This is a genomic window from Ruegeria sp. AP7 (genome assembly GCF_056539905.1).
Window position 1 is genome coordinate 199,348 of sequence record NZ_JBQFVT010000004.1, and the last position, 14,015, is coordinate 213,362.

The 14,015-nt window shown below is 53.1% G+C and carries 11 protein-coding genes; 8 read left to right on the plus strand and 3 right to left on the minus strand.

Annotation, left to right across the window (positions count from 1 at the left end):
* Positions 1-4: 4 nt before the first annotated feature.
* Positions 5-1,324 carry an ABC transporter substrate-binding protein gene (locus ACR0KN_RS10200; protein ID WP_480653269.1) on the minus strand — a complete coding sequence of 440 codons (1,320 nt, stop codon included), beginning with the start codon at positions 1,322-1,324 and terminating at the stop codon, positions 5-7.
* A 386-nt stretch (positions 1,325-1,710) separates the two neighbouring features.
* On the opposite strand from ACR0KN_RS10200, the gene ACR0KN_RS10205 reads away from it, so the two are divergent.
* From ACR0KN_RS10205 to ACR0KN_RS10220, 4 genes are all read left to right on the plus strand, one after another.
* On the plus strand, positions 1,711-2,490 hold the full coding sequence (locus ACR0KN_RS10205; protein WP_480653271.1) for an MOSC domain-containing protein: 780 nt from the start codon (positions 1,711-1,713) through the stop codon (positions 2,488-2,490).
* 231 nt (positions 2,491-2,721) lie between these two features.
* Positions 2,722-4,179, plus strand: a complete 1,458-nt coding sequence (xylB, locus tag ACR0KN_RS10210) for a xylulokinase (RefSeq protein ID WP_480653273.1) — start codon at positions 2,722-2,724, stop codon at positions 4,177-4,179.
* Positions 4,176-5,123: an aldose epimerase family protein gene (locus ACR0KN_RS10215; protein WP_480653275.1), complete on the plus strand. Its 948-nt coding sequence runs from the start codon at positions 4,176-4,178 to the stop codon at positions 5,121-5,123. Before xylB ends, ACR0KN_RS10215 begins: the two co-directional genes overlap by 4 nt.
* A 1-nt stretch (position 5,124) precedes the next feature.
* Positions 5,125-6,426, plus strand: coding sequence for a cytochrome-c peroxidase (locus tag ACR0KN_RS10220; protein WP_480653277.1), 1,302 nt, complete (start codon positions 5,125-5,127; stop codon positions 6,424-6,426).
* Here ACR0KN_RS10220 and ACR0KN_RS10225 read toward each other — a convergent pair whose 3' ends face one another.
* Together ACR0KN_RS10225 and ACR0KN_RS10230 are read right to left on the minus strand one after the other, a co-directional pair.
* A complete protein-coding gene (locus tag ACR0KN_RS10225; RefSeq protein ID WP_480653279.1) occupies positions 6,427-7,938 on the minus strand; it encodes a CRTAC1 family protein in 1,512 nt (503 codons plus the stop codon). It lies immediately after the preceding gene.
* Positions 7,928-9,145 (minus strand): ROK family protein, encoded by a 1,218-nt coding sequence (locus tag ACR0KN_RS10230; RefSeq protein WP_480653281.1) that lies wholly within the window; start codon positions 9,143-9,145, stop codon positions 7,928-7,930. The genes ACR0KN_RS10225 and ACR0KN_RS10230 overlap by 11 nt, the downstream gene beginning before the upstream one ends.
* A 151-nt stretch (positions 9,146-9,296) precedes the next feature.
* On the opposite strand from ACR0KN_RS10230, the gene xylF reads away from it, so the two are divergent.
* From xylF to xylA, 4 genes are all read left to right on the plus strand, one after another.
* The gene (xylF, locus tag ACR0KN_RS10235) at positions 9,297-10,316 is read left to right on the plus strand and encodes a D-xylose ABC transporter substrate-binding protein (RefSeq protein WP_480653283.1); all 1,020 of its coding nucleotides are present in this window, start codon (positions 9,297-9,299) and stop codon (positions 10,314-10,316) included.
* A gap of 63 nt (positions 10,317-10,379) precedes the next feature.
* Entirely contained in the window at positions 10,380-11,678 is a 1,299-nt protein-coding gene (locus ACR0KN_RS10240) for a sugar ABC transporter permease (protein WP_480653285.1), read from the plus strand.
* Positions 11,678-12,481 carry an ATP-binding cassette domain-containing protein gene (locus tag ACR0KN_RS10245; protein ID WP_480653287.1) on the plus strand — a complete coding sequence of 268 codons (804 nt, stop codon included), beginning with the start codon at positions 11,678-11,680 and terminating at the stop codon, positions 12,479-12,481. Before ACR0KN_RS10240 ends, ACR0KN_RS10245 begins: the two co-directional genes overlap by 1 nt.
* A gap of 9 nt (positions 12,482-12,490) precedes the next feature.
* Positions 12,491-13,798, plus strand: coding sequence for a xylose isomerase (gene xylA / locus ACR0KN_RS10250; protein ID WP_480653289.1), 1,308 nt, complete (start codon positions 12,491-12,493; stop codon positions 13,796-13,798).
* Positions 13,799-14,015 lie beyond the last annotated feature (217 nt).

Below are 14,015 nucleotides of genomic sequence, written 5' to 3' on the forward strand. Positions count from 1 at the left end.
CGGACTACAGCTTGCCTTCGTCTTCGAAGACTTCCGTCCAATCTTCGATTAAAAGATCAAGCGCTTCTTGAGCTGTACCTTGGTCGGCAACCACGTAGTCGTGGATGCGTTTCTGCATTGCCAGCAGCAGTTCCGCATAGGCAGGCTCTTGCCAGAAATCCTGTACACCGCCCATTGCTTCCAGGAAGTCGCCGGCAAATGGTTGGCTGTCTACGAAACCAGGATCTTCCAGCACGGAGTTATGCGCCGAGTAGCCGCCGAGCTCCCACCATTTGGCCTGAACTTCCGGCTGTGCAAACCACTTAATGTAATCAAGTGCAGCGTCCTGTTTGTCAGAGTAGCTGACGACAGAAATACCTTGTCCGCCCAGTGTCGAACCTGCCTGATTTTGTGGTGGGTTCACGAAGAAGTCGATCTTGTCACCGCCAGTATTGGGGTCGGCATAAAGACCTGGGAAGAACGCAAACCAGTTCATAGCCATGGCGACCTGACCGGACTTAAAGGCGTCCAAGCTCTCACCCATGTAAGAGTTGGTATATCCCGGAGGTGTCGCCGTTTTGTAGAACTCCTTGTAGAATTCCAGTGCCTCAACCGCTTCGGGAGAGTTTACCGCGCCTTCCATGTCATATGAGCCCGGGGTGTTTTCGTATTTGAAGCCCCAAGGATACAGCGCTCCGGTCACACCCATGGTGATCCCTTCTGAGCCGCGCTCGGTAAAAATTGCGGCGCCATAGACTGTCTTGCCGTCGATTTCACGACCTTGGAAGAACTGCGCAATCTGCAGCAATTCTTTCTGAGACTGAGGTTCACGAAGGTCCTGACCAGTTGCTTCTTTGTATGCGGCTTGGATTTCGGCGTTTTCGAACCAGTCCTTGCGATAGAACCAGCCGTTTGCATCGCCCATCGCAGGCAGCGCGTAGTAATTTGGTGTGCCCTTAGGCCAGGTCGAGTAAGCGTAAACAGTGGCCGGTGCGAAATCGTCCATGCTGATGCCTTCAGCATCAAAGAACTCGTTCAGCTGGACATAATGACCATTCTCAGCGCCACCGCCAATCCATTGGCTGTCACCGATCAGTAGGTCGCAGAGCTTACCCCCAGAATTCAGCTCGTTCAGCATCCGGTCCGCAAAATTTGGCCAAGGAACAAATTCGAAGTTCATGGTGTGGCCGGATTCTGCTTCAAATTCTTTTGATAGCTCAACAAGCGCGTTGGCCGGGTCCCATGCAGCCCAACAGAGCGTCAGATCTTCAGCATTTGCCTTGGTAGAAAGAGTAGTAGCGGCAAGGACTATTGCGCTGGTCGAGGCCAGTTTTGTGTAAGTCATCCATTCCTCCCTTTTTGCGCCGTCAATCGAGGATGTGCGAATCGCGGCATACATCCAAGGCTATTTGAGGTACGCACCTCAAGTCCAGATATTTTTGAGGTTCGTACCTCAAAAAAATCGGAAGAGATAGCCATTTTTTCTCTTAGTTATTGATTCATATAGAAATTACTCATTGGCTTTGAGGCGAATGTACTTTCGGTGGCGAGGTATCGAATGGTCATATCGACTTAAATGGGCGCAGCCGTTATGCAGCCAACAGGCTCAGCTAACCCGCTTCTGAAGCGCTCAAATATTATTTGGTCGATACCTTTGAGAATTCGAGATAGCGTCAAACAGCGCGGACAATTCGGGACCGTGCATAACTCTTTTTGGTCAGGTGTAGACGTATGAGCAATCTCTCCATCGTCCGATTGAACCGCTACCCTATAAAAGGCTTGAGTTCCGAGCCTATGCGCACTGTGACGCTGCGAGCAGGAGATGGCATTCCGGGCGATCGTCTGTTCGGATTTGCTCGCTACAACTCCGGTTTCGACATGCAGAACCCAACGCCACTGCCGAAAGATCGTTTTGTCGTTTTGTTGAACGAGGCTGCACTGGCAGGCATTCAGACCGATTTTGAAATTGAGTCCCAGGCACTTGAGATCAATGCGAACGGAAAGATACGACGCTTTGATATGCGAGAGTCTGAAGATCGGGAGAAGGCAGCAGAGTTCCTTTCTTCAGAGATCGATTTAAAAGATCCAGAGCCGCCAAAGTTTGTCTCCTCTGCTCCTCATAGGTTTACAGATGTATCTGTCGTGTCATCGCAAATGATGAACGCGATATCCGTTTTGAATCTGCCCTCTGTGAAAAAGTTGGGCGAACAACTGAACGCAGAAATCCACCCGGCGCGCTTCCGAGCGAATATTGAGATAGACGGATTACCTTCGTTTGCTGAGCTGGATGCAGTTGGATCAGTTTTAAGATTTGGCGATGTCGAGTTGAAGATACTCTCACGTACAAAAAGGTGTGCAGCAACTGAAGTGAACCCGAAAACGGCCGAGCGTGACTTGAAAATACCGTACCTTATTCGGCAATTGATGGGCCATATGGATATGGGCGTCTACGTCGAAGTGGTTAATGGTGGAACGCTAGCTGTCGGTCAAACTGGGGAAATACTCGCTTAGACCTTGCCTCTTGCCAAAATGGCTTTTCTAACAGGCTTGCGCCATGTTCGGTCAGACGATTTTACCCAACTCTTGCTCAGTCTTTCTTTTGGCTGTCCAGGGTATCGAAGGACGTCGCGTTCGTGTTTTCTGATCCAGATACGATTGGAGGGCACTCCTATTACGGAGCCTTGACAAGATCCCTGTTTCAATAAATTTTAGCCATTAAAATATTTAGGCAGGTGGTGCTCAATGTATCTGGGCTTGGATTTGGGAACGTCAGGTCTCCGCGGGATTCTGGTAGATGACACAGGACACGTTGTCGGTGATGCCGAAGTCAGCATTTCCACTTCGACACCCAAGCCTGGCTGGTCTGAGCAGAATCCTTTGGATTGGACCAACGCTTGCGAAGAGGTTGTTGGGAAGCTTCGCGTCGGCAACCGGCAAGCGTTCTCAAAATTGCGAGGTATTGGCCTAAGCGGACACATGCACGGCGCTACACTACTGGATCCTGATGGCGAAATATTGAGGCCCTGTATTCTTTGGAATGATACTCGGTCAGCCGACGAAGCGCGGACACTAGATCAAACACCAGAGATGCGCGCAATTTCGGGAAACATCGTATTCCCGGGGTTTACGGCGCCGAAACTCGAATGGTTGCGTGCGAATGAGCCGGATGTGTTTTCGAAGGTGGGCAAAGTATTGCTGCCTAAAGATTATTTGCGGTTTTGGCTTACTGGCGAATATGTCTCAGACATGTCTGACAGCGCAGGAACATCCTGGCTGGACGTTGACACTCGGCGGTGGTCAAAAAAGGCACTAGCCATAGGTCACATGCGCGCCGAGCAGATGCCGAGCTTGGTTGAGGGCAGTGATCGGGGTGGAGAATTGAAGGTCCGTTTGAGGCAGGAGTGGGGGCTTTCGAATCCGGTTGTCGTGGCTGGAGGTGCTGGCGACAATGCTGCCGCTGCCTGCGGGATCGGGAGCATCAACGACGGCACCGGTTTTGTCTCACTCGGAACGTCCGGCGTGTTGCTTGTTGCGCGGGAAGCCTATGCTCCTGATCCGGAAACAGCCGTGCACTGTTTTTGTCATGCGGTTCCTGATCGGTGGATACAAATGGGTGTCATGCTGTCAGCAACGAACAGCATGAACTGGCTTGCTCGCAATCTTGGCGAACCCGTGGAGAGTCTCGCTTCAGCTATGCCTGAAAAACTGAATGGACCTGCAGCGATCACCTTCCTGCCATATCTGTCAGGAGAACGGACGCCGCATAACAATAGCCATATTCGAGGCGCGCTTTTGGGCGTGGACATCTCGTCGGAGCCCGCTGAGTTGACCCAGTCTGTGATGGAGGGTGTTTCTTTTGGAATGAGAGATTGTCTGGAGGCATTGAAGAGCACCGGAACCCAGCCTGACAGTCTTATGGCAGTTGGGGGAGGCGCGCGTTCTCGGTTCTGGCTGGAAACCTTGGCTACTGTTTTGCAAGTTCCACTGGATTTGCCAAAAGGCAGCGAATTCGGCGCCGCAATGGGCGCCGCACGCCTCGCAATTTGTGCTGCGACCAACGCAGAACCGACCAGAGTTATGACGCCGCCGGAAATTCAGGAACGCATCGAACCACGCAGGAATCTGATTGACGCCTACGAAAACGAATACCGGAGATATAGGCAATTCTACAAAGCGCTTGCGCCGCTGGCAGTGAGATGAAACCAGAAACGCGTAAAGCCTCCGGGATCGAAACTGCCATTCTTACCGATGGGAATATGCGTGTTTCGGTCCTGAACTATGGAGCTATCACGCGGGGTTGGTGGTACAAGGACGTGCCGCTCATCCTTGGGTTTGACGATCCAACTGCGTATCTCACCGATACGCGTTACCTGGGCGCAATTGTAGGGCGTGTTGCCAACCGGATCAGCGGCGCGAAGTTTGACTTGGAGGGCGCTAGTTTTGAACTGAACGCTAACGAGGGAAAAAACACCCTACATGGCGGCGACGATGGGCTGTCTAAGCAGTTTTGGGACCTCAATCAGATTGCACAGAATGAAGTCTTTCTGAGCTATGTTTCTCGCGACGGGGAGGCCGGCTTTCCAGGGGAGATCAGCTTCGAGGTCAGGATCTGCCTAAAGGGTCCACGCTTGGTCTATTCAATAACTGCACAGCCTGACCGGCCGACGCCGATAAGCATTGCGCAACATAACTATTACACTTTGGGTGCCGCAGAAACTGTAGACGAGCATAAGCTGAAACTCGCTTCAAATCGGTATCTCGAAATCGACGATCAGGGTATCCCGTCGGGCAGGGTGCTTGCAGCCAATGACAACTTGTTGGATTTTTCAACGCCCAAAACAATTGGAAGTGCTTCCGAAGGGATCGATCACTATTTTTGCTTTGATCATGATCGCGACCCAAAATCTCCGGTGGTGGAACTCACTTCACACTCAGGCCTTGCGTTGACCGTCTACTCGGACCAACCCGGAGCACAGGTTTATTCTGGCTATGAGCTGACAAAACCGCGTCGCGCGTCGCGTGGTGTGTGTATCGAGCCATCGGGTTATCCCAACGCACCGAATATTTCGTCGTTTCCCTCGATCATCTATACTCCGGAGAATCCGTATCGGCAGGAACTTATTCTAGAAGTTTCTGAGGAATGACATGAAAGCAGTTTCGCTATTCTTGGCTTTCGGATTAGTAATCTCTGTTGTGGGTAGCGCGCGTGCCCAATCGCTTGGTCCTTTGCCGGAGTTCCTCGAACCCGGCTTTGCAAGTGCTGAGCTGGGGCGTTTGCTGTTCTATGACCCGATCTTGTCTGGCAACAAGAATATCAGCTGCGCAACCTGTCATCATCCCAGGCTTGGCACGTCCGACGGTGTTTCCCTTGGTATCGGGGAAGGGGGAATTGGGTTGGGTCCAGAGCGGACATTGGACCCAGGGAATACCCCGGAACAACGTATTCCTCGAAACTCACCAGGGCTTTGGAACCTCGGAGCCACTGAGTTCACGACGTTTTTCCATGATGGGCGACTGGAGGCAGACCCAACGCAACCTGATGGTATCAGAACCCCGTTGGGTACTCATATGCGGTCTGGTTTCAATTCAGCGCTGGCCGCACAGGCCATGTTCCCGGTTTTGTCGCCAGACGAAATGGCGGGTCACTATTCTGAGAATGACGTGAGCAAAGCGGTTCGTCTCGGATTTCTAACACAGAAAGGCGGTGCGTGGGATCTGATTGCAGAACGTGTTGCAGCCATTCCAGAGTACGAGCAGAGGTTTGAGGACTTAGCGCCGGATAATGGAATTACGTTCACGGCAATTGCCAACGTAATCGCGGACTTTATCGCATTCGAGTGGCGTGCAGATGACAGCCTGTTTGATCGCGCAATGCGAGGTGAGGCCGCGCTTTCAGAAGAAGCCGAGATTGGGATGGGCTTGTTTTATGGAAAAGCCGGATGCAGCAATTGCCACTCGGGCTGGTTCCAGACCGATCACGAGTTTCATTCGATTGCAATGCCGCAGATCGGCCCGGGAAAGGCGGCGCGATTTGAAAACCATGTCAGGGACGACGGGCGTCTTCGCGTGACCGGTGATCCCGACGACGCGTTTGCTTTCCGCACGCCATCTTTGCGCAACGTGACATTGACAGCTCCGTACGGACATAACGGAGCTTTTGCCGAACTTGAGGACATCGTGCGGCATCATCTGGACGCGGTTTCGTCGTTAAAAAACTACTCGATCGAGTTGGCCGCATTGCCGGACTTCCAGGGCTCCAAAGATCAAAGGGCAATGTCGGACAATCAGCACGTGGAGGCGATTGCCCAAAGCAACAGCTTATCGAGTGTTATCCTAACGGATCAGGAAATCGACGCTCTTCTCAGATTTCTGGCAAGCCTTGAAGACCCGGCAGAGCGGCTAGGTGTGCCTGACCAGGTTCCAAGCGGGTTACCGGTTGAAAAGTAATCAGCGGTGAAGACGTATGATTTGGTTGGGCGGATAGTCCAACCACTCGCCTTTCGACCCATTCGGCCAAATCATACGAACCTGCACCTGGTCCTCACTCCCAAGCCCAAAATGCTGAAACCCAGCGATACCACCAGCGTGACCGCCGCCGATTGTTAGCTCGCGGGTCTGAACACCCAGCGAGGTTTTGACTTCAATAAATCCACCAATTGCTGCGTGATTGGTTTGATCCTGAGTGACATCCAGCAATAGCCAGTTGCCACCCTGAGAAGTGTTCTGGCTGACTTCGAGCTCAGAACCTCGGTTGACGACCACCAGATCCAGCTTCCCATCGTTGTTCAGGTCAGCAAGCGCCGCGCCACGAGACTTAGCCATCGAGGCAGCACCGGCATCTGCTGCAGCTTCAATAAACTGACCGTCGGGATTCTGTAGTAGTAGGTTATTGGGGTCGTTCAGAGCCGCATCGGGCATCTGTTCTACGTTTCCCTTGGCCACGAATATATCGTCCCGGCCGTCGTTGTTGACGTCGCCAAACTGTGCGTGCCACCCGGTGGATGGCCTTCCGTCTCCACCGTTATGCGGTCTATGAGCGGTCGTACCCTTTTCGTAAGTTGCATCGCGCCAGGTCGGGCCGTTTGTCACTGGGTCAAAAATCTGGAGTTTCTGGTCACCCATCGAGGTCAGATAAACCTCTGGAAAACCGTCTCCTGTAAGGTCGCGAGAGGCGATCCCCATTCCCCAGATCGAAAATGGAAGCCAGCCGTCGTCTTCCGAGTATTGCCGAGGCTCAGGCTCCATTGCCCATAACTGCTCGTGACCGCCGCGAACATAGTAGTGACGGTCGTTGCTGACGCGAAGATCAGCGCGGCCAGTTCGGGCCCAGTCCGAAAACAAAATAGAAAGTGAGCAGTAGCCGGGCTCAAGATGCAGTGGCTCGTGATACAAGTTGCCTTCTGGGCGGTACAGAAGGGTTGGTCCGCAGGATTCAAAAGGACCTTCGGGATCAAACCGATCAACATAGGTGCCAAACGCCAAGGTCGGTAAAGTTTGCCCGCTTTCCCATGTTGCCGAGAAACCTGTGGTCCAGTGATCCTCGGACTGAAAGCCGAGTTCAGTGAAAGGGCTGAATTGGCAGTCGGGATGGCCCCGAAGAAGCAGGTCTGGGCCAACACGCAAAATCGCCAGATCCATTACGCCGTCGCTATCAACGTCGAGAGGGTAGGCGCCGGTAACACCGGTCACAGAAAGAACTTCAGGCGTCTCTGCCTGAAATGATATCTGTTGCTTCGAGGTATTGATGAACAGTTGAGACCGGTTGGAACCGCCAGCCAAAAAGAGTTCTGGCAGAGAGTCCCCATTGCAATCGAAAACGGCCACACCACCGCCGACAAAATGCTCCCACCCGCCATCATAGACGTGTTTTGGCACATCCACCTTTTTAAATTCAGGAGTATCAGCGCCCGCATTCGCAACTGTGGCCAAAGCCGCAATTATCGCAAACTCATGGCGCATTCGACGTCAGCTCCTTGACCTTTAGAATCGAGACTTGTTCAATTCCATAGGCTGCTGCCCCTTTGGCCCACATCATGTCGCCCCAGTGATGAACTTTGATCTGGGGCAAAGGTGCATCGACATTCACAACGCCGTTCCGAATGCGGGTCATAACTTCGCTGGAACACAAATGTTCAAAGCTCATTTGTGCCCCCGAGACGATAATGCACTCTGGGTCAAACAAGTTGATCAGGTTGGAAATTCCGAGGCCAAACATCTGACCTGCGCGGGCAAGCACCGACGAAGCTCTGTCGTCGCCTGAGTTGGCGCGGTCATGTATTTCGGAAACGGAGTCCATGTCGTTGGTATGACCGGTGACTGTCATCTCACGGAGCAGGGCATAGTCACCCACATAGGCTTCAAGACAACCGCGTTGACCGCATTGGCAAAGGGCCCCGTCAAGCTGAACTTTGGTGTGCCCAAACTCAGCGCCACAGCCTCGTTCTCCACGGTATAGTTTGCCGTCCAATACGATGCCAAGGCCAACACCGTGTTCGATCGTAACGACGAGGAAGTTCTCTAAACCCTTGCCCAAGCCAAAAAGCTGTTCGGCCTTGGCGACAAGATTGGCATCGTTGTCAACGAATGCGGGGCAGGGCAGTTTATCTGAAAGCAAGTGGCTGAAGTCAATATTTCTCTCGGTAATCGAAGAAGACCAGTGGACAAAATTCTTGTTTGCATCGACCAGTCCAGCCACCCCGATAGAAACACCTGCCAAATGTGCGACGGAACGGTCGATCTGACTGCAGGTTTCTTCAAGAGCTTCGCGGATCGCCGATACAAATTTTTGCGGCGACATTCTGGCTTGATCCAGAGCATATTTATGGGATGCGACTTCGTTACCTTCAAAGTCGACCAAGATAACTGAGATTACTTGCCGAGCTACTTTGAGGCCGGCCACAAGGTGCATCTGGCCGTCCAATTGCAGCAATACTCTGGGTCTGCCTCTCTTCCCCGACATTGACTGTGCTTGGCTTTCAGTCTCTTTGACCAGCCCGGCCGAGATGAGATCAGCCGTGGCGGCGGTGACAGTCGCAGGGCTGGTTTGCAAGGCTGATGCAATATCGATCCGCGAGACGGACCCCTTGGCTCTGATGTGCTCCAATACCCGTAAGCGGGTCGTATTTCTTTGTTCCAAAGAAACCGGAGAGGCTTTGCTTTTCAGCATTTTGTCCTCGCGAATCTTGCTGTTGGTCCAATCTATTTGAATTTGACTACCTCTTGTAGAGTAAATATTTTACCGGCTGAAATAAATATGGTATTCAAAATTGTGAGAGCCGCGAATCGAAATGCGATGGCTCGGCAAATGGGAGGAAATCATGAAGAGAATTCTCAGCTTTTCGGCCGTGGCCACTTTGTTGGCTTCGACCGCATTCGCAGAGCCAGTGATTGGCGTAAGCTGGTCGAACTTTCAGGAAGAGCGCTGGAAAACGGACGAGGCGGCCATCAAGTCAGCGCTTGAAGCCGGGGGTGCGGAGTATATTTCGGCGGATGCCCAATCATCGTCGGCAAAGCAGCTATCGGACATTGAAAGCCTGATCGCCCAAGGCGTGGACGCGCTGATTATTCTGGCACAGGACGCGCAGGCTATCGGGCCAGCGGTTCAAGCTGCGGCGGACGAAGATATCCCTGTGATTGCCTATGACCGCCTGATCGAAGACGACCGAGCATTTTATCTGACCTTCGACAATGTCGAAGTCGGCAGAATGCAGGCCCGCGCTGTATTTGAGGCCATGCCGAAGGGCAATTATGTCATGATCAAAGGCTCTCCCACGGATCCAAATGCGGACTTCCTGCGGGGTGGTCAGCAAGAGATCATCGGCGCAGCCGTCGACAGCGGTGACATCGTAATCGTTGGTGAGGCTTATACGGATGGTTGGTTGCCCGCGAACGCGCAGCGGAACATGGAACAAATCCTGACCGCGAACGAGAACAACGTGGATGCAGTCGTTGCGTCGAATGACGGTACTGCAGGCGGTGTTGTTGCCGCGCTGACCGCACAAGGCATGGAAGGCATTCCGGTTTCCGGTCAGGACGGCGATCACGCAGCATTGAACCGTGTCGCACTGGGAACGCAGACGGTTTCGGTTTGGAAGGATGCTCGCGAACTTGGAAAGGCCGCTGGCGAAATCGCGGTCGCGCTGAGCGGTGGGACAAGCCCTGCTGATGTCGAAGGCGCAGTTAGCTGGACATCCCCTGGCGGCACCGAGATGAACTCGGTCTTCCTCTCGCCCGTTCCGATCACCAAGGACAACCTGTCCGTTGTCGTGGACGCTGGGTGGATCCCATTGGAAGATCTGTGCCAGGGCGTTGAAAACGGACCTGCGCCTTGTAACTAAACCACTCAGCCCTGGGCCCTTTAGTCCGGGCCTGGGGCAAATGCTGAATATGAAAGATCGGAAATGACCGAAACTTCGTCTCAGCCGGTACCTGAAAAAGCGAAACCCAGCCTATTCCAGCAACTGGAACTGGATATGCGACTTTTGGGAATGATCGGCGCGTTTGTCATCCTGTGTATCGGGTTCAACATCTTCACAGATGGGCGCTTCCTGACGCCTCGTAACCTGTTCAACCTGTCCATCCAGACGGTTTCGGTCGCCATTATGGCATGCGGGATGGTATTTATTATCGTCACGCGGCACATCGACCTGTCGGTTGGTGCACTGCTGGCAACAACTTCGGCCGTGATGGCGATGACGCAAACCGAGCTTTTGCCGCAGGTACTTGGGATGGGTTTGAACAACCCAGCAACCTGGGCGATCACAATTGTCGTTGGGCTATTTGTAGGCACGCTGATTGGTGCGTTTCATGGCTGGATGGTTGGCTACCTGACGATACCGGCCTTCATTGTCACGCTTGGTGGATTTCTGGTTTGGCGAAACGTGGCGTGGTATTTGACCAGCGGCCAGACGATTGGTCCTCTGGATAGTACATTCCTGATGTTTGGCGGGACCAACGGTACGTTGGGAACGACGACAAGCTGGCTGTTTGGGCTTTTCGCTACTGCGGTTGCCATCTGGGTTTTGTGGAGTGGCCGACGCGCAAAAGCGGCACATGGCTTCCCTGTAAAACCTGTTTGGGCCGAGGCCACTCTGGCCGGGATAATCGCAATTGCCATCCTTGGGTACGTTTACATCGTAAACAGTTACGCCATTCCGACGCGCCGGCTGCAACGCATGTTCGAAGCGCGCGGAGAGACAATGCCAGAGGGGCTGGTCGTCGGATACGGCATACCGATTTCTGTACTCATCCTAATCATCGTGGCCGTTACGCTGACAATTGTGGCGCTGAAAACCAAGTTTGGTCGGTACATCTTTGCCACTGGCGGAAACCCGGATGCGGCAGAGCTTTCTGGCGTCAATACACGGCTGCTGACCGTGAAGATTTTTGCGCTTATGGGCTTCCTGTGCGCCGTTTCTGCTGTGGTCGCCTCGGCACGCCTTGCAAATCACTCAAACGACATTGGCACACTGGATGAGCTGCGCGTCATCGCCGCTGCAGTGATCGGAGGAACCGCATTGTCTGGTGGCATCGGCACCATATACGGCGCGATCCTTGGCGCATTGATCATGCAGGCGCTGCAATCGGGCATGGCAATGGTTGGCGTGGACGCCCCGTTTCAGAACATCGTCGTCGGCAGCGTCCTCGTGTTGGCCGTCTATATCGACATCGTTTACCGCAAGCGACTGGGGGCCAAGTGATGCAAGCTCAGGATACTCAGAAAAGACTTTCCGGCACTGGGCGCGGTTCAGGCGCGCCGCCATTGGTCGAGATGCGCGACATTTCGATTTCTTTCGGTGGGATCAAGGCCGTCGACCATGTGTCGGTCGATCTCTATCCGGGTGAAGTCGTTGGTTTGCTCGGCCATAACGGGGCCGGGAAGTCCACTCTGATCAAGGTTCTGTCCGGCGCCTATCAGATGGATCACGGTGAGATCCTGATTGATGGCAAGCCAGTCGAGATTGGCAATCCCCGTGACGCCCGGGCGAATAACATCGAAACGATATATCAGACGCTCGCCTTGGCCGACAATTTGGACGCGACTTCGAACCTTTTCCTGGGGCGCGAGATGACGACGCCATTCGGGTTGGTCAACGACGCAGCCATGGAGGCCGAATGCCGAAAGATAATGGCGCAGCTCAATCCGAACTTTCAGAAGTTCAATGAACCGGTCTCCGCCTTGTCGGGTGGGCAAAGGCAATCAGTGGCGATCGCTCGGGCTGTCTACTTCAACGCACGTATTCTGATCATGGACGAGCCGACAGCGGCACTTGGGCCACATGAAACGCAGATGGTGGCGGATCTGATTCACCAACTTAAGGCACAAGGCATCGGGATATTTCTGATCGATCACGATGTGCATGCCGTTATGGAGTTGTGTGACCGCGCCTCGGTCATGAAGAACGGGAAATTGGTCGGGACGGTCGATATCGCAGACGTCACTGACGACGATCTTTTGTCGATGATCATTCTCGGCAAACAGCCAGCACAAAAAGCACAGTAGGGGGCAGAAATGCCAAGTGGATTTTTTGAAGGGATCGAAAAGATCCGGTTTGAAGGCGCGGACAGCGACAACCCGCTGGCATTCCACCATTATAATCCGGACGAGATTGTCATGGGAATGCGCATGGAGGACCATCTGCGGTTTGCTGTGGCCTGGTGGCATTCATTCGCGTGGGAGGGCGGAGACCCCTTTGGTGGACCTACGTTCGAACGCCCATGGTATCCTCAGGACGATATGGGCCGGGCCCGCCAGAAGGCAGATATTGCATTCGAATTGTTTGAGCTTTTGGGGCAGCCATTCTTTTGCTGGCACGACGCTGATATCCGGCCCGAACAGGGAAACTTTGCCGATAACCTGCGCACATTGGAAGAAATCACTGATTATATCGGTGAAAAGATGCAAGTTTCTGGCACCAAACTGCTTTGGGGTACGGCCAATATGTTCAGTCATCGTCGCTGGATGTCTGGCGCCAGTACCAATCCTGATCCCGACGTTTTTGCGTTCGCTGCAGCGACAGTGAAATCCTGCATGGATGCAACTCACAAACTAGGCGGTGAAAACTATGTTCTGTGGGGTGGTCGTGAGGGCTACGAAACCCTTCTGAACACGGACCTGAGAACTGAATTGGACCACATGGGTCGTTTTCTGAACATGGTCGTAGAGTACAAACACAAGATCGGGTTCAAAGGCACCATTCTGGTGGAGCCGAAACCTCAGGAGCCTTCCAAGCACCAATACGACTATGACGCAGCTACTTGCATCGGTTTTCTTCGGAAGTACGGGTTGGAGAATGAAGTGAAGCTGAATCTCGAGCAGGGCCACGCGATCCTTGCCGGGCATAGCTTTGAGCATGAAATTGCGGTTGCGGCTGCTGAGGGGATGCTGGGTTCGATTGATATGAACCGCAACGACTACCAATCCGGATGGGATACAGACCAGTTCCCGAACAACACACCGGAAGTTGCCCTGGCTTACTATTACATCCTTAAAGCTGGTGGTTTTACCACCGGCGGCACAAATTTCGACGCCAAAATTCGCCGGCAATCGATTGACGCTGTCGATCTGGTGGCGGCTCATATCGGCGGAATGGACATATGCGCACGCGGTTTGAAGGCAGCGGCTGCTATGATTGCGGATGGGGGTTTGGAAAGCGCGCTTTCGCAACGGTATTCCGGTTGGAAGTCTCCCAAAGCGAAGTCCCTGTTAAGCAGTAGCCTGGATGAAATTTCCGCTCGTGTTTTAAATGACGGAATAAACCCAGAGCCGCAATCTGGACGCCAGGAAATACTAGAGAATTATGTGAACAGATTTGTCTAACTGCCAAACTTGGGTGTTTTACACTGTTGTCAATAGTCACGCCAAGCCGCCCTTGGTGCTGAGAACACTAAGGGAGGTTTTGTTCATAACCCGTCCATAAAGACAAAACCTTTCCTTGATCTGGTCAAACGGCCGCAATTCTTTTTGGGTCACAAATGCTTGACGTTTAGGTCAGAAATGAATGACGTGCTTGACCAATTTAATGAGGTTTTGGCCG